Here is a 15,715-nt window from a genome sequence, read left to right on the forward strand (position 1 = left end):
CTTGCGCGGGCCGTTTTGCGCGACCGTTGCTGTTTGTTGACGTTTTGCTGTTCAGTTTTCAAGGTTCAGTTTGTTTCAAGTTGTTGTGTCGTTCTTTACGACTCCTATGATACTAAAGCATATACTTCAGACTGTCAACACTTTTGGTAAATAAAATTATATTTATAAAACATTAATTAATGGATTCTTTTTTCCTTCTATATAAGAGTTAAAAAAGAAGTTGTTTTAAGCGCTTAGAAAAAGCCGTTTTAATCCAACTTCTTTTCCTCTCTTTCTATATAACGGATAATCTATCCCTTTAACAATTATATCCAAAACATAATAAGTCAGAATTTTTCCCAATTTTATAGAAGTTCAAAACCTTTACTTCCAACTTTTAATCCTCTATTAAAGTTCTCGCCGACCTTCTAATGCTTTTGACAACGTTACTTCATCGGCGTACTCTAAATCTCCACCTACTGGAAGTCCGTGTGCAATTCGAGTTGTTTTGATTCCGGACGGTCTTACGAGACGAGAAATGTACATCGCTGTCGCTTCTCCTTCAATCGTCGGGTTGGTAGCTAAGATCAACTCTTCTACCTCTTCATCTTGAAGACGTTTCAGTAAAGATGGCACATTGATGTCTTCAGGACCAATTCCATCCATTGGAGAAATCGCGCCTTGCAAAACATGATACAAACCTTTGTAATCACGCATTTTTTCCATCGCAATGACGTCTTTCGGATCTTGCACTACGCAAATCGTCGTACGGTCGCGTTGTTGATCTTGACAAATATGACAAGGATCTACATCGGTAATATGGCCACAAACCGAGCAAAAGCTTAAATTCCGTTTTGCATCGACCAACGCTTTCGCAAAATCAAGCACTGTATCTTCTTTCATGCCAAGAACAAAAAATGCCAGACGAGCCGCTGTTTTCGGCCCGATCCCTGGCAATTTCATAAAACTCTCCATTAATTTCGAAATGGGTTCTGGATAATGCATCTAGTTTACCTCCTAGAACATGCCCGGGAGATTTAAGCCCTTCGTGAATTTCCCCATTGTGGAATTCGCATGTTCATCCGCTTTTTTAAACGCTTCGTTTGTCGCAACAACTAAAAGGTCCTGTAACATTTCAACATCTTCTGGGTCTACTACTGTTGGATCAAGAACGATATCCAATACTTCTTTATGACCGGATACAGTAACTTTGACCATACCGCCGCCTGCTGATCCTTCAAACTTCAATGTCCCAAGTTCTTCTTGAGCCACTGCCATCTCTTTTTGCATTTTTTGCATTTGTTTCATCATGCCTTGCATATTTCCTCCACCGCGCATAATTAGTTCCTCCTTAGAATTTTCATTTTAATCGTCATGAACTTCGACAAAGTCTTTTCCAAAAAGACGCTCGGCTTCTGAGATAAACGGATCTTCTTCCGCTACTGCCCCGTCACCCGAAAACGGATTTTCTTCTTCAGACTCTGACTGTTTTTCTTCAGTGCCTGACTTTAACCCGCTATGTTTAATAAATTCTTCGCGGATTTTCAGCCAACTGGCGTCTGGTACGAAAACCGGTGTATACGCTTTGCCTGCATACTGCTCCAGCAATTGGCTGAATGTCGCTGCAAAGGTTTGGTTTTCAGAAGCCATCTGGCAATGAATATCATACTTGAATTTTAACACAAATGCATCCGCGGATGCCGCTACTGGCTCCGCATCGTTCAACAAAGCCGAATGCGACCGTTGCAATTGATTCATCACAGTAGCCCAATTGGTTTTAATTGCTTGAATATCTGCTTTTGTCGCATTCTTCAAGACATCTTGAATGCGACCGGTTGGTATTTTAAAGCCACTTTGCACGCGTTGACGTTTTTTCTGTTCAGTCGGCGCAGCTTGTGCACTGCTTCCTGCACCATTTTTCACTTGTTGCTGTAATTCACGCACCAAATTTTCTAACTGGATGACCTTTGCTTCTAATTCAGGTGATACAGCAGAAGCCGCGCTTTGTGTCGGAACGTCTGCTTGTGCCATTTTCAGCAAAGCTGTTTCCATGTAGATTTTGGTATGGTTTGAAAAACGCATTTCTTGCTGCGTTTTAGATAAAATATCAATCCAGTTATAAAGCGTTGACGGCTCGAATCGATTGGCTAATTCTTCAAATCGTGGTTCGTGTGCTGCCAACTCTAACATATCGTGGAGATCAGGCGCTGTTTGAATCAACAATAAATCACGGAAGAAAGTAATAAAATCTTCAACCAATCGCACAGGGTCTTTGCCGTCTCGCACCAATTGTTCCAATAACGTCAATGCTTGTCCGATATCTTTAGCAAGTAACGCTTCTGCAATACCGTAAAACACATCTTGACTCACAGAACCCGTCACGAGCAATGCATCTTCAACCGTCATTTCATCTCCGCTGAACGAGACCACTTGGTCCAATAAACTCAACGCATCACGCATTCCGCCTGCTGCAGCTTGCGCAATAATTTTAAGCACTTGTTCGTTATAAGGAATCTCCGCATCTGTTAACACTTCTACCATACGGAAAACAATATCCACTTGCGTATGGGACTTGAAATCAAAGCGCTGACAACGAGAAATAATCGTCAATGGCAGTTTATGTGGTTCGGTTGTCGCTAAGATAAAGACTACGTGCTCTGGTGGTTCTTCTAATGTTTTCAGCAATGCGTTAAAAGCACTATTTGATAACATATGCACTTCATCGATAATATAAATTTTAAAACGTGAATTGGCCGGTGAAAACCGAACTTTTTCAATGATTTCTCTCATCTCTTCTACACGAGAATTGGAAGCCGCATCGAATTCAATCACGTCGGTATTGGATCCTTCGTTAATGCTTTTGCAAGAAGTACATTCATTGCAAGGTTCTGCCGTTGGAGCTTGCTCACAGTTTAACGCTTTCGCGAATATTTTAGCGGCACTGGTTTTCCCTGTCCCTCTTGGTCCCGAGAACAAATAAGCATGTGTCGTCTTATTGTAAAGGAGAGCATTTTGAAGGGTTTGTTTGACATGCGTTTGACCAGTCATTTCAGAAAAGGACTGTGGTCTGTAAACACGGTAAAAAGCTTGATACGCCAACTTGTTCTCTCCTTTTGAAGAATCTGTTTTTCGTACTGTCATTATACCATAAAACACAGGTTTTTCTGAACGATTCCCTACGATTCGCTTGACGATTCTACGACTCAGAAAATAAAAAAACCTGTCCGCTACGAGAGCGGACAGGTTTGAAATTACGAATTTTTGCCGTGCACCTTTCTTCGACTGCTGTACATAAGCGTTACCCTTGTCGCTGGCTCGATCTAGGCGATCCCGCGGCACATGGAATGTTCCACTTAATGCTGCTTCCTTCCGGACCTGACATGGTTCATGGGATTCCATTGCGCAGGACCCAGATGTCAACACTACGTGCAAGAGGCAGACCTTACATACAAACAGCCTCAGAAAGGAATTCAGTCCCGCTAAAGCGGATTGCAGGTTACAGGACACCGCTATCTTCCCACCTAGCACGGCATTTACTAGTATACGAATTATTCTAAGAAAAATCAATCCGTAACCTTCATTTAACGAGAATTTCTTTTTTATCAACTACAGTTCAAATCAACACGTTATTCGAATTCCGATTTTCAATGTTGAGTATAAAGCTTAGTTCGACCAATTTAAAAAAGTTAGGATTCGCTTTCTTACTTATTATTTTCTACGTCAGATAAGGTTTTTTGAAATAAATTTAAAAAAACTTGAAAAACTGTTGACAGTTATTATTCATCCATGATAAATTAATTCTTGTCTTACACGGAGGAATACCCAAGTTTGGCTGAAGGGATCGGTCTTGAAAACCGACAGGGGAGTCAAATCCCGCGGGGGTTCGAATCCCTCTTCCTCCTCCATTTTTAATTTAACTGTTTTATAACTTTGATATAGCAAACCGGAAGGCTCATGCCTTCCGGTTTTTTTATGTTCTTTTTTATATTTCCCGGGAAATAGTTATCCCCCTTGAGCAAAACTCCAAAAACCAAAGCATACACAAAGCTATTGGAGCGATTAATCTCCAACAAAAAAGACTGTAGACAAACTCGATTTATTCGAGTTGTCTACAGTCTGACCCATTCAAAAAGTTTGTTTATTTACGAAGAATAGATGTTTGTTGCATAAAGTCGCCAATCCGTTCAACAATTTGTTCCGAACACTCCGGGTTCTTCATTAAATCATAATCATTGATGTTTAAACGCAATACCGGACAGCCATTAAAAGAGTTGATCCAACTTTCATAACGCTGATGCATTTCTAACCAATAATCAACTGGTGTCTGTTGCTCCATCGCACGTCCGCGTTCTTGTATACGTGAAAGGATATCTTCAATCGATCCTTCTAAGTAAATCAATAAATCCGGATGCGGGAAATACGGAGTCATCACCATTGCTTCAAACAAATTCGTGTACGTTTCGTAATCCACGTTGTTCATTGTTCCTTTATCCCAATGCATTTTTGCGAAAATCCCGGTATCTTCATAGATTGAACGGTCTTGGATAAACCCGCCGCCATATTCAAACATCCGTTTTTGTTCTTTAAAGCGTTCCGCAAGGAAATAAATTTGCAAATGGAAGCTCCATTTTTCAAAGTCATCGTAAAACAAATCTAAATATGGATTAGTATCGACATTTTCAAATGATGTGCGGAACTGCAATGCATCTGCTAACGCTTTCGTCATGGTGGATTTTCCAACACCTACTGTACCAGCTATTGTAATTACCGCATTGTGTGGAATGCCGTATTTTTCACGTAAATTCATAAAGTCAAACTCCTCTTCTGTAAAGTTCCGTCCACTTTGTCCAGGATCAGTTGCAAGTCGTCATTGTTTTGAACAAAATCGATTTCATCCCCATTAAAACGTAAAACGGGAATTTCCGGATGCTCTCGTTCAAAGCGTTCGATAAACTCATGGTAATCAGCAGCTAACTGCTCCATGTATTCAGGTGTAATCATTTGTTCAAACTCGCGTCCCCGTAATTTAATGCGTTTCATCAAAGTATCTAGACTTGCATGCAAGTAGATCACCATATTTGGTTTCGGCATATCTACTGTTAAAATTTTATAGATGGCTTCGTACTTGGCGTATTCAGCTGTTGGCAATGTACGTTTCGCAAAAATAAGGTTTTTAAAGATATGATAATCTGCCACAACCGGTTCGTGATTGGAAATGAACTTTTTCTGGATATCTGCCAGCTGTTTATAACGATTACATAAAAAAAACATCTCTGTCTGGAAGCTCCACTCTTCTATATCTTCGTAGAATTTATTTAAAAACGGGTTTTCGTCAACAATTTCTTTTAATAACTGAAATTGATTTTGATCGGCGAGCGCTTTTGTTAGCGAAGTCTTACCTACACCAATCGGGCCTTCTACCGTGATAAATGGAACCGGCATGCGAAGTCCTCCTTTTTCGATTCAAGTAAATTGCAATGCCATTTATTTTACCACACCAATTCCGTTAAAAGTAGAGTATAAAATCGAGGGATTTATTAATGAATCGGTTTTTTAAAGGTCGCACCATGCACTTCTTGGGTGTCCATAATTGTTAAAAATGCTTTCGAATCAACATCTGCAACAATTTGTTTGAGCTTTGTTAGTTCTAGACGAGTAACTACCACATAAATAACATCTTTTGGCGTATTCAAATAGCCCCCTTGACCATGTAACTTAGTAAAACTTCGGCCAAGTCGATCGTTAATAGCAGAGCCGACTTCTTCATATTCTTCTGATATGATCAGCACTGCTTTTGTATCCTCAAGACCTTGTATCACCACATCAATGGTTTTAGAAGCGATATAATAAGTCAAAACTGAATACATCGCCTGCTCCAGCCCGAGAACAAACGCAGCCCATCCGAAGATAAATACGTTAAAGAACATGACAAACTCACCAATTGAGAACGGTAATTTTTTGGTCAATAGAATTCCGAGAATCTCGGTCCCATCAAGTGCCCCTCCGTTACGAATAACCAGTCCAACGCCCATACCAAGAAGTAATCCCCCAAATATTGTGGCAAGAAGTGGATCTTCCACAAAAGGTTCGATTTTATGCATCGGAATTTCAATTAACGCTAACGACACAATCGCAAAAATAGAAGAGATGAAAAAGTTCCGACCGATATGCTTATAGCCAAAATAAAGGAAAGGTAAATTGATTGCTACAATTAACACGCCAAAAGGAATAACGGTTAAATAGTTCAATATTAAGGAAATCCCAATAATGCCACCATCAATAATTGAGTTTGGAACTAAAAACAATTCAATTGCTGCCGCTGCCATTGTCGCACCAATGAAGATAAAGATGAATCGTAGAGTAAAATGAAGCTTTCTTTCTTTTTTATGTTGTTTCATTCTTCAATCACACCCCACTGTTTAGTTTCGTTCCTCCATTTTACGCTGTTCTGTGTTTTTTGTCTGCACGACTCTTTTTATGAATAGAAAATGCTACACTAGATTTAAGGAGCGATGCATCATGAACGGAATGGAAAAAGATCATTTTTATATGAATTTAGCAATTGAAGAAGCCACTAAAGCAGCTGCCAAAGGAGAAGTTCCGATTGGCGCCATTATCGTCTACAAAGACGAAGTTATTGCACGTGCGCATAATTTGCGTGAAACAACAAACAATGCTGTCACACACGCTGAACTACTAGCCATTCAAGAAGCTTGTCTGCATCTTGGCAATTGGCGACTAGAAGATACAAAGCTTTACGTTACGTTAGAGCCTTGTCCGATGTGTGCAGGTGCCATTTTACAATCACGCATTCCCCATATTGTTTACGGAGCACGTGATGCAAAAGCTGGTAGTGTCGATTCGCTATACCAATTGTTAAATGACGACCGCTTTAATCATCAATGCCAAGTAACAGAGAATGTGCTTGCTGATGAATGTGGTCAGTTATTAACACAGTTTTTTCGAAATCTTCGAGAAGCAAAAAAACAAAAACGGAAAACCCAATTATAAGGGTTTTCCGTTTTTATTCGTTAATAAACTGATCGATCAAGTGATTGACGATTTCTGGCTGTTCATGCTGAATCCAGTGCGTTGCTTCACCAACAAACGCCAAATTGACTTCTTCACAAAAAGACATGCTTTCTTTTGCTAACATGGGCGACAAAAACTGATCACCTATTCCCCAAATAATTCGGACCGGTACGTTGATTTTTGCTTCAGACAGTTGCTTAAAGCTTCCTCTCCTGATGGCGCGATACCAATTAAGCATTGCCGTCAGTGCATCTGACTGTGACCACGCCGTTTTGTACTGAGCAATTTCGGATGTTGTAAAAGCGTCCGGATTGCTCGATTTTGCAATGCCTTGCTGCATGACTTTAAATTCTCTCATACCGAGAGCTTTTTCAGGCAGGTTTGGTAATTGGAAAAACGCAATATAAGAGCTTTTCATCCACTGTAACGGATTTTTCATAAATACCCGTGGCATTGCTCGTGGATGCGGGATGTTCAACACAATCAATTTTTCGACATATTCGGGACGCGTAGCCGCCAAATGCCAAGCTACTGCACCACCCCAGTCATGACCAATAATAATCGCTTTCTTTTTTTGGAAAAATTCAATAATGCCAATCACATCATCCCGCAAATAATCAATTGTGTAATAATCGATTCCTTCAGGCTTATCGCTCAAATTATAGCCACGTTGATCAGGCGCCACTACACGGTAGCCTTTTTCTGCCAAGGGCTGAATTTGATTTTTCCAACCAAACCAAAATTCCGGAAAACCATGCAGCAAAATAACTAGAGTACCATCTTCTGGACCGGCTATAGCAGTATGTAGCTTTATGCCGTTCGTCTCGATATAACGAAAGCTCAAGTTGCCCACAATAATAACTCCCTTCTAACTCACTCTTTACCTCCTCTTTACCCACTTTGCCCAATAAAAAAGCTCAAAAGCAATTGCTTTTGAACTTTTTTTGAAATATTATCCAATGGTCTTTTTGCCACCCATATAAGGCTGCAATACTTCTGGAATATTGATTGAACCGTCTTGTTGCTGACAATTTTCAAGCAAAGCCGCTACAGTACGACCAATGGCTAATCCACTGCCGTTTAATGTGTGAACAAATTCGGGCTTGCCTGTTGCTTCACGACGGAATTTAATATTTGCACGTCTTGCCTGGAAATCTTCAAAATTACTGCAAGAAGAAATTTCACGGTATGTTTCTTGACTCGGAATCCATACTTCAATATCGTATTTCTTCGCAGCTGTAAAGCCTAGATCGGCGGTACACATCTTCAATACGCGGTACGGCAACCCTAAAAGCTGAAGTACTTTTTCCGCATGTCCAGTCAATTTCTCTAGTTCGCCATAAGAATCCTCTGGCTTTACAAAGCGCACTAGCTCAACTTTATTGAATTGGTGCTGTCTGATTAACCCTCGTGTGTCACGTCCTGCAGAGCCCGCTTCAGAGCGGAAATTCGCGCTATAAGACGCAAAGGCTTGTGGCAACATATCTGCCGTTAAAATTTCATCACGGTAGAAGTTTGTTACCGGTACTTCCGAAGTCGGAATGAGGAAATAATCCTCTTTCTCGATCAAGAACGCATCTTCTTCAAACTTCGGCAATTGGCCAGTGCCTGTTAAGCTTTCGCGGTTAACCATATAAGGCGGTAGCATTTCTTCATAACCATGCTCTTCTTGATGAAGGTCCATCATGAAATTGATCAATGCGCGTTCTAAACGAGCGCCAAGTCCACGGTAAAAGACAAAACGGCTTCCTGTTACTTTCGCTGCGCGTTCAAAGTCAATGATGTTTAAATCCGTTCCCAAATCCCAATGTGGCTTAACGTCAAAATCAAATACAGGCTTGTCGCCCCATGTGCGGATTTCTTCATTATCATCTTCAGAATCGCCAAACGGAACGCTGTCATGCGGAATGTTTGGAACACGCATCATAATATAGTTCAAGCTTTCTTCTACAGCTTTTAACTCTTCATCAATCACTTTGATTTGATCGCCGACTTCACGCATTTTTGTAATGGCTTCGTCCGCATTTTCTTTTGCACGTTTCATCGCTGCAATATTTTGAGACGCTTCGTTACGCTCTGCTTTTAACTTTTCAGTTTGCGCAATCAATTCGCGACGTTTTACATCTAACCCTTCAAAATCATCAAGCACGGAAATATCTTCTCCACGCTTCGCAAGCTTTGTTTTTACTTCTTCAAAATTGGCACGTACAAAACGAATATCTAACATACCGTTTCCTCCTCAAGTTTTAATAACAAAAAAAAACAACAAAAATAGCCCCCATCCCTTGGTAAAGGGACGAGAGCTACCCGCGTTGCCACCCTGATTGATCGGCAAAAGCCAATCCTCTTCATCACATAACGGCATTAAAACCGGCAATGGCTTTTTTCGCCATGCAACTCCGGGGTGGATTCAAATGTGTTTTTCACCGGTTCGCACCAACCACCGGCTCTCTTTGGAAAAACAGTCATTTTACTAATTCCCATCAACGTTTCGTCTTTTAAATTAATCATACTTTACTATAAGTTGATGGGTTTGGCAAGAGAAGGTCTGACTTGTCTTGAATCATACTTAAAAAATAGTTTGTAATGCGATGATCATCTGTCAATTCGGGATGGAACGAACAACCGAGAAATTGGCCATCTTTTGCCATAACAATTTTGCCATTATGCACGCATAACACTTCAGTCCCTGCTCCGACACTGACAATATGCGGCGCTCGGATAAAGACGGCTTCAAAAGGTCCTGCTATGCCTCTAATCTCAAGCGGTGCTTCAAAACTATCCACTTGTCGACCAAACGAATTTCGTTCCACTGTAACGTCCATCACACCTAAATGCGCATCGTCGCTACCAACGACTGTTTCAGCAAGCAAAATCAACCCAGCACATGTACCAAACATCGGTTTTCCTGTTTGGGCAAACTCCCGAAGTGGTTCCATCAAGCCATAACGATCTATTAAACGGCGCATCGTTGTGCTTTCCCCGCCAGGTAAGATTAATCCATCCAAATTTTCAAGATCTTTCGGCCATTTAACAGCAATAGCTTCCGCTCCGCACGCTTGAACCGACTTGATATGCTCACGAACAGCTCCTTGCAACGCAAGAACTCCCACTCGCTTCATCTTACCAGCCTCGCTCTTGCATACGTTCGCCGGCAGCAATGGTTGAAATTTCAATGCCTTTCATTGCAATGCCCAGATCTTTTGACAGTTCAGCGATCAATTTATAATCTTGGTAATGTGTAGTCGCTTCCACAATCGCACGTGCAAATCGTTCAGGGTTATCTGATTTGAAAATACCAGACCCAACAAATACACCGTCTGCTCCTAATTCCATCATTAACGCAGCATCTGCAGGTGTGGCAATCCCACCAGCCGCAAAATTAACTACCGGCAAGCGTCCTAAACTTTTAACTTCTTTTAAAAACTCATAAGAAGCTCCCAAGTTACGTGCTTCAGTCATTAATTCATCTTCACTCATCGCGACTACTTTTCGGATTTCTGCATTCACTTGTCGCAAATGACGAACCGCTTCTACAATATTTCCTGTACCTGGTTCGCCTTTTGTCCGTAGCATCGAAGCGCCTTCGCCAATTCGACGTGCAGCTTCACCTAAATTCCGACACCCACAAACAAAAGGAACGGTATATTGGTTTTTCAATAAATGAAATTCTTCATCGGCCGGTGTCAGCACTTCGCTTTCATCGATATAATCGACACCCATCGCCTCTAAAATACGAGCTTCTACAATATGACCAATACGTGCTTTTGCCATCACTGGAATTGATACTGCTTTCATCACTTCTTCTGTGATGCGGGGGTCTGCCATACGCGCTACTCCGCCGTCTCTACGAATATCAGACGGTACTCGCTCAAGTGCCATAACAGCCGTAGCTCCTGCTGCTTCTGCGATACGTGCTTGTTCTGCGTTGACCACATCCATGATCACGCCACCTTTTTGCATTTCGGCCATACCTCTTTTTACACGATCTGTTCCTTGCTCAGTCATTTCTGAATTCCTCCTATTTGTTGATAAATTCAGTATAATAGAGATTGACCATATAAAAAGACTCAGTTATAATCATTTCAATAAGGTCAGTTGGAGGAATTCATATGGACATGCTAATGTTTCAACTTCAAAAACAATCACAAACCCCTTTATACAAGCAGCTTTATCGTGAAATAAAAAAAGCCATTATTGAAGGCAAAATACTCGTCGATACAAAATTGCCGAGCAAACGAAAATTAGCTGATTACCTACAAATTAGCCAAACCACTGTAGAGCTTGCTTATGCCCAACTTGTAGCGGAAGGGTTTATTGAGTCACGTCCGCGCAAAGGATTTTATGCCCAACCGGTTGAAGAACTCGCCTATTTGGATATTCCTCATGATGAACCCGTTATAGAAGAGCCCATCTCCTATAAAATAGATTTCAACTCTGGTAGTATCGATACGCATTCTTTTCCTTTTTTAACTTGGCGGAAATTAACACGTGATATTTTAGATGATTCCAACCATGAATTATTATTATCTGGACATCCTCAAGGAGATGATGTCTTACGTCAAGAAATTGCCCGTTATTTGTATCAATCGCGTGGAGTTGTTTGTCAGGCAGATCAAATCGTTATTGGTTCCGGAACAGAACAATTATTGCCTTTATTGATTCGACTACTTGATAAAAAACTTGTTTATGGCTATGAAAATCCTGGCTATGCTCTGACTCATAGCATTTTCAATCATCACGATCGCCACGCAATTCCCATTGACTTAGAACAAGACGGCTTGAATATTGGCCAACTAGAAGCCTCTGTCGTAGATGTGGCCTATGTAACTCCTTCACACCAATTTCCTTCTGGATCTGTATTGAGTGCCACAAAACGTGCTCAACTACTCAACTGGGCTGCAGCGAAACCGGAACGATATATTATTGAAGATGATTATGACAGTGAATTCCGTTATACCAGTCAACCTATTCCTGCTCTTCAAAGTATCGATTTAAGTGACCGCGTTATCTACATTAGTACCTTTTCCAAATCGTTAATGCCTTCTTTGCGCCTTGCTTATATGGTGTTGCCTAAACGATTGTTGCCGGCGTACCAGCAAACTTTTCGTCATTACTCTTCTTCCGTTCCGAGACATGATCAACACATGGTCGCCAAGTTTATGAAAGATGGTCATTTCGCACGTCACTTGAATCGAATGCGTAAATTGTATCAAAAGAAAATAAAACGCCTTAGTTTATCTCTCGCTCCTTTTGCTCCAGCAGTGACGGTTTCCGGCGAACAAGCAGGCATGCATATCGTCTTGACCATTCAAACCACATTGAGCGAAAACGAGTTGGTACAGCGCGCTAAACAAGTGGGGATTCGCGTCACTGGCTTACATTCCTACGACGTCCATAAAAAAGACAGTGGCTTTCCAAAAATCGTCCTAGGATTTGGCGGCTTATCAGAAGAAGATATTCATACTGGTATTACTGAATTGATGTCTTGTTGGGAAATTCATTAAAAAAAGCCGTTCATCCGAAAAGATGAACGGCTTAACTATTAAAATAACTCTTTTACAAAAGTGCCAGCATCATCCCATAGAGAAGACAAAAACCCTCCTGCACTACGTAATGATAAAGATACCCAACCTGCACGCTCTACTGACTCGGTTGTGGCAACTTCGATTTTATTTTCATTACCACTTAAATAGCCATATTCTGGTCCTTCAGTTTTAGTAAACTGAATGGCTCCTACCACTAAACCTTCTTCGACTTCAGCTTCCAACTTGCCATTTCCAACGACTGAATCATCTAATACTAATTCCGGTTGATACAATTCTTTATCGGCTGTCCGAATCATCATCGTTACCGGTTCTTTCACCGCGATAGCAACTTTTTCCTCTACACCTTTTTCAACTTCTAACGTATCTTGTTCTTTAAACTGATATCCTGCAGGAATAAGCTCTTCTTTCGTAAACTCATCGAAGCCATAATCGAATAACACACGAGTTGCATCAAATCGGGCTTTATAAGACCCCGCACCTTCACTGTCAACTGCGCCCATTACTACTGCGATAAAACGTGTATCATCACGTTTTGCTGTCCCTGCAAACGAATACCCAGCAAAATCCGTACTACCAGTCTTCAATCCATCGACGCCCTCATACTCATAAATCAATCCCGGAAGCATCGAATTCCAGTTTTCCATACGAGTTTCATCTGACGTTCCTTCACGAAACATTTTTAACGGAATTTTTGTTGTTTCTAGTACTTCTGGATAATCATCTAATAGAATTTTCGTCAATTTGGCAACTGAGCGCGCTGGCATGATGTTTTCAGCTGTTTCTTTCGTGCCTTCTGGATGCATACCCATCAAGCTTGAATTACTAAGACCTGTTGAATTAACAAAAGTCGTTTCTTCTAAGCCCATTTCTTTTGCTTTTTCATTCATTAACTGAACAAATTCACTTTCTGTGCCGGCAATTGTTTCAGCGATGCCGATTGTTGCTGCATTAGCAGAGAAGATGGCCATTGCTTCATACATTTCTTTAATCGTATAAGAACCATCTTCACGAAACGGTACATTGCTCAAGCGCATGTCTTGAGAGATTCGATATGTATAATCCGTTACTTGATATTCTTGATCCCACGTAACCTTGCCTTCTTTAATCGCTTCGAACAATAAATACTCTGTCATCATTTTCGTCATACTGGCAACCCCTAGAGGCTTTTCAGCATTTTTTTCATAAAGAATTTTACCACTTTCAGCATCCACTAAAATTGCAGCTTCTGCCATTATCGTTAATGACTCCTCAGCGTGCACGAATTGGGGAGTAATTGTAGTTATCATGAATACAGCTAGTAACGCTATTAAGAGTCCTTTATTTATCAAATTTCTCACGTGTTTAAATACCTCCATTATAAGTTTCCACATGCTATTTTATCACATTCAGTAGACTCAAAAACAAAAACATAAAAAAAGCACCTGATCCATCAATTAAGATGATGAATCAAATGCGTTTGGTTCGTTAAATTGAGTAGTTAGGAGATTCTTTTGTGATTTGTACATCATGAGGATGACTTTCACGTAAGCCGGCTCCAGTCATACGGATGAATTGTGCTTCTTCACGTAAAACCTGTAAATCTTTTGTTCCGCAATAACCCATTCCTGCACGAATACCACCTAACAATTGGTGAATCGTATCAGATAGAGGTCCTTTATATGGCATGCGGCCTTCAATACCTTCAGGAACTAATTTTTTTGCATCGTCTTGGAAATAACGATCTTTTGAACCTTTTTCCATCGAAGCAATCGATCCCATTCCACGATACGTTTTAAAACGACGACCTTGGAAAATTTCTGTATCTCCAGGGCTTTCCGTCGTACCAGCTAGCAAGCTGCCCAACATAACTACATGTCCGCCAGCTGCTAGTGCTTTAATGATATCACCAGAGTACTTGATCCCACCATCAGCAATAACTGCTTTACCATGTTTACGAGCTTCTGTTGCACAGTCATACACTGCAGTAATTTGAGGAACACCAACGCCTGCTACGACACGAGTTGTACAGATAGAACCAGGTCCGATACCTATTTTAACTACATCTGCACCCGCCTCAATCAATGCCTTTGTGCCTTCTGCAGTAGCTACGTTTCCAGCGATGATTGATAATTCCGGATACGTCGCACGAATTTGTCTAACCATTCCTAAAACGCCTTCTGAATGACCATGAGCTGTATCTAGTACAATAACATCTACTGAAGCTTTAACTAGATGCTCAACACGTTTCATTGTATCTGAAGTAACACCTACAGCAGCACCTACTAGCAAACGACCATGACGATCTTTTGCAGCGTTCGGGAACTCAATCACTTTTTCAATATCTTTTATCGTGATTAATCCTTTTAAAACACCTTCGTTACTAACAATCGGCAACTTTTCGATTTTGTACTGCTGAAGAATTTTTTCAGCATCTTCCAATGTTGTTCCAACAGGAGCTGTAACCAACTTCTCTTTTGTCATCACATCATTGATTTTTAACGAATAATCTTGAATAAAACGCAAATCACGGTTCGTAATAATTCCGACAAGTTTAAGCTCGTCTTCATTGTTTACAATTGGAACACCAGAAATTCGATATTTCCCCATCAAATGTTCAGCATCATAAACTTGATGTTCAGGAGTCAAAAAGAAAGGATCTGTAATTACGCCGTTCTCTGAGCGTTTTACAGTCACGACCTGTTCAGCTTGTTCTTCAATACTCATATTTTTATGAATAATCCCTAACCCGCCTTGACGAGCCATAGCAATAGCCATTTTAGCTTCCGTTACCGTATCCATCCCCGCACTGATTACTGGAATTTTCAACTTAAGAGTTGGTGTTAATTCAACTGCTAAATCAATGTCTTTCGGTAATACCTCCGAATGAGCTGGTACAAGTAATACATCATCAAACGTTAAGCCTTCTTTTACAAATTTTGACTCCCACATAAATAAACGCGCCTCCTGCTTCCTTTAAATATTATTGTTAAGGTTATCAGCGTCCATATGGTGTGTCAAGAAACTACTAAAAGAAAAAAAATTTAGAATAATTAATCATAGGAAGATGAATGTTTGAAATTTTTTTATTGGAAGGTTTTATGGAAAAATTCATTATATTAATATGGACTTACTTACATACTTTAGCTCGGGTTTAATACTTTTCTTTAAACACAAAA

At 40.5% G+C, this 15,715-nt stretch carries 14 protein-coding genes, 1 tRNA gene, 1 other RNA gene and 1 other annotated feature; of the genes, 3 read left to right on the forward strand and 13 right to left on the reverse strand.

Annotated elements, in window-relative coordinates; translation table 11 throughout:
• Positions 1–387 precede the first annotated feature (387 nt).
• The 4 genes from recR to ffs form a co-directional block, all read right to left on the reverse strand.
• Entirely contained in the window at positions 388–984 is a 597-nt protein-coding gene (gene recR / locus MLE13_RS17445; RefSeq protein WP_008497656.1) for a recombination mediator RecR, read from the reverse strand.
• A gap of 12 nt (positions 985–996) precedes the next feature.
• Positions 997–1,317, reverse strand: coding sequence for a YbaB/EbfC family nucleoid-associated protein (locus MLE13_RS17450; protein ID WP_008429155.1), 321 nt, complete (start codon positions 1,315–1,317; stop codon positions 997–999).
• Positions 1,318–1,344: 27 nt separating this feature from the next.
• A complete protein-coding gene (gene dnaX / locus MLE13_RS17455; protein WP_240751058.1) occupies positions 1,345–3,078 on the reverse strand; it encodes a DNA polymerase III subunit gamma/tau in 1,734 nt (577 codons plus the stop codon).
• A 165-nt stretch (positions 3,079–3,243) separates the two neighbouring features.
• An RNA gene (ffs, locus tag MLE13_RS17460) (signal recognition particle sRNA large type) lies at positions 3,244–3,509 on the reverse strand.
• A gap of 282 nt (positions 3,510–3,791) precedes the next feature.
• Here ffs and MLE13_RS17465 point away from each other — a divergent pair.
• A tRNA-Ser gene (locus tag MLE13_RS17465) sits at positions 3,792–3,884 on the forward strand.
• Positions 3,885–4,117: 233 nt separating this feature from the next.
• On the opposite strand, the gene MLE13_RS17470 is transcribed toward MLE13_RS17465, so the two are convergent.
• The 3 genes from MLE13_RS17470 to MLE13_RS17480 form a co-directional block, all read right to left on the reverse strand.
• The gene (locus MLE13_RS17470) at positions 4,118–4,786 is read right to left on the reverse strand and encodes a deoxynucleoside kinase (RefSeq protein WP_240751059.1); all 669 of its coding nucleotides are present in this window, start codon (positions 4,784–4,786) and stop codon (positions 4,118–4,120) included.
• The gene (locus tag MLE13_RS17475) at positions 4,783–5,421 is read right to left on the reverse strand and encodes a deoxynucleoside kinase (RefSeq protein WP_008497654.1); all 639 of its coding nucleotides are present in this window, start codon (positions 5,419–5,421) and stop codon (positions 4,783–4,785) included. The genes MLE13_RS17470 and MLE13_RS17475 overlap by 4 nt, the downstream gene beginning before the upstream one ends.
• A 95-nt stretch (positions 5,422–5,516) precedes the next feature.
• Entirely contained in the window at positions 5,517–6,377 is an 861-nt protein-coding gene (locus tag MLE13_RS17480; RefSeq protein WP_240751060.1) for a YitT family protein, read from the reverse strand.
• A gap of 121 nt (positions 6,378–6,498) precedes the next feature.
• Here MLE13_RS17480 and tadA point away from each other — a divergent pair, with 121 nt between their 5' ends.
• Entirely contained in the window at positions 6,499–6,990 is a 492-nt protein-coding gene (gene tadA / locus MLE13_RS17485; protein WP_240751061.1) for a tRNA adenosine(34) deaminase TadA, read from the forward strand.
• Between the two features lie 13 nt (positions 6,991–7,003).
• On the opposite strand, the gene MLE13_RS17490 is transcribed toward tadA, so the two are convergent.
• The 4 genes from MLE13_RS17490 to pdxS form a co-directional block, all read right to left on the reverse strand.
• A complete protein-coding gene (locus tag MLE13_RS17490; protein WP_240751062.1) occupies positions 7,004–7,864 on the reverse strand; it encodes an alpha/beta fold hydrolase in 861 nt (286 codons plus the stop codon).
• A gap of 99 nt (positions 7,865–7,963) precedes the next feature.
• Positions 7,964–9,238, reverse strand: coding sequence for a serine--tRNA ligase (gene serS / locus MLE13_RS17495; RefSeq protein ID WP_240751063.1), 1,275 nt, complete (start codon positions 9,236–9,238; stop codon positions 7,964–7,966).
• A 62-nt stretch (positions 9,239–9,300) separates the two neighbouring features.
• Positions 9,301–9,507 (reverse strand) — a binding site (T-box leader).
• 11 nt (positions 9,508–9,518) lie between these two features.
• On the reverse strand, positions 9,519–10,133 hold the full coding sequence (gene pdxT, locus MLE13_RS17500) for a pyridoxal 5'-phosphate synthase glutaminase subunit PdxT (protein ID WP_240751064.1): 615 nt from the start codon (positions 10,131–10,133) through the stop codon (positions 9,519–9,521).
• Between the two features lies 1 nt (position 10,134).
• Positions 10,135–11,019, reverse strand: coding sequence for a pyridoxal 5'-phosphate synthase lyase subunit PdxS (gene pdxS / locus MLE13_RS17505; protein WP_008431888.1), 885 nt, complete (start codon positions 11,017–11,019; stop codon positions 10,135–10,137).
• A 104-nt stretch (positions 11,020–11,123) separates the two neighbouring features.
• On the opposite strand from pdxS, the gene MLE13_RS17510 reads away from it, so the two are divergent.
• Positions 11,124–12,518 (forward strand): PLP-dependent aminotransferase family protein, encoded by a 1,395-nt coding sequence (locus tag MLE13_RS17510; protein WP_240751065.1) that lies wholly within the window; start codon positions 11,124–11,126, stop codon positions 12,516–12,518.
• A 38-nt stretch (positions 12,519–12,556) separates the two neighbouring features.
• On the opposite strand, the gene MLE13_RS17515 is transcribed toward MLE13_RS17510, so the two are convergent.
• On the reverse strand, positions 12,557–13,915 hold the full coding sequence (locus tag MLE13_RS17515) for a D-alanyl-D-alanine carboxypeptidase family protein (RefSeq protein WP_240751066.1): 1,359 nt from the start codon (positions 13,913–13,915) through the stop codon (positions 12,557–12,559).
• 109 nt (positions 13,916–14,024) lie between these two features.
• Positions 14,025–15,488, reverse strand: a complete 1,464-nt coding sequence (gene guaB, locus MLE13_RS17520) for an IMP dehydrogenase (protein WP_240751067.1) — start codon at positions 15,486–15,488, stop codon at positions 14,025–14,027.
• Positions 15,489–15,715 lie beyond the last annotated feature (227 nt).

Source organism: Planococcus halocryophilus (assembly GCF_022489025.1).
Classification (GTDB): Bacteria; Bacillota; Bacilli; order Bacillales_A; family Planococcaceae; genus Planococcus; species Planococcus halocryophilus_A.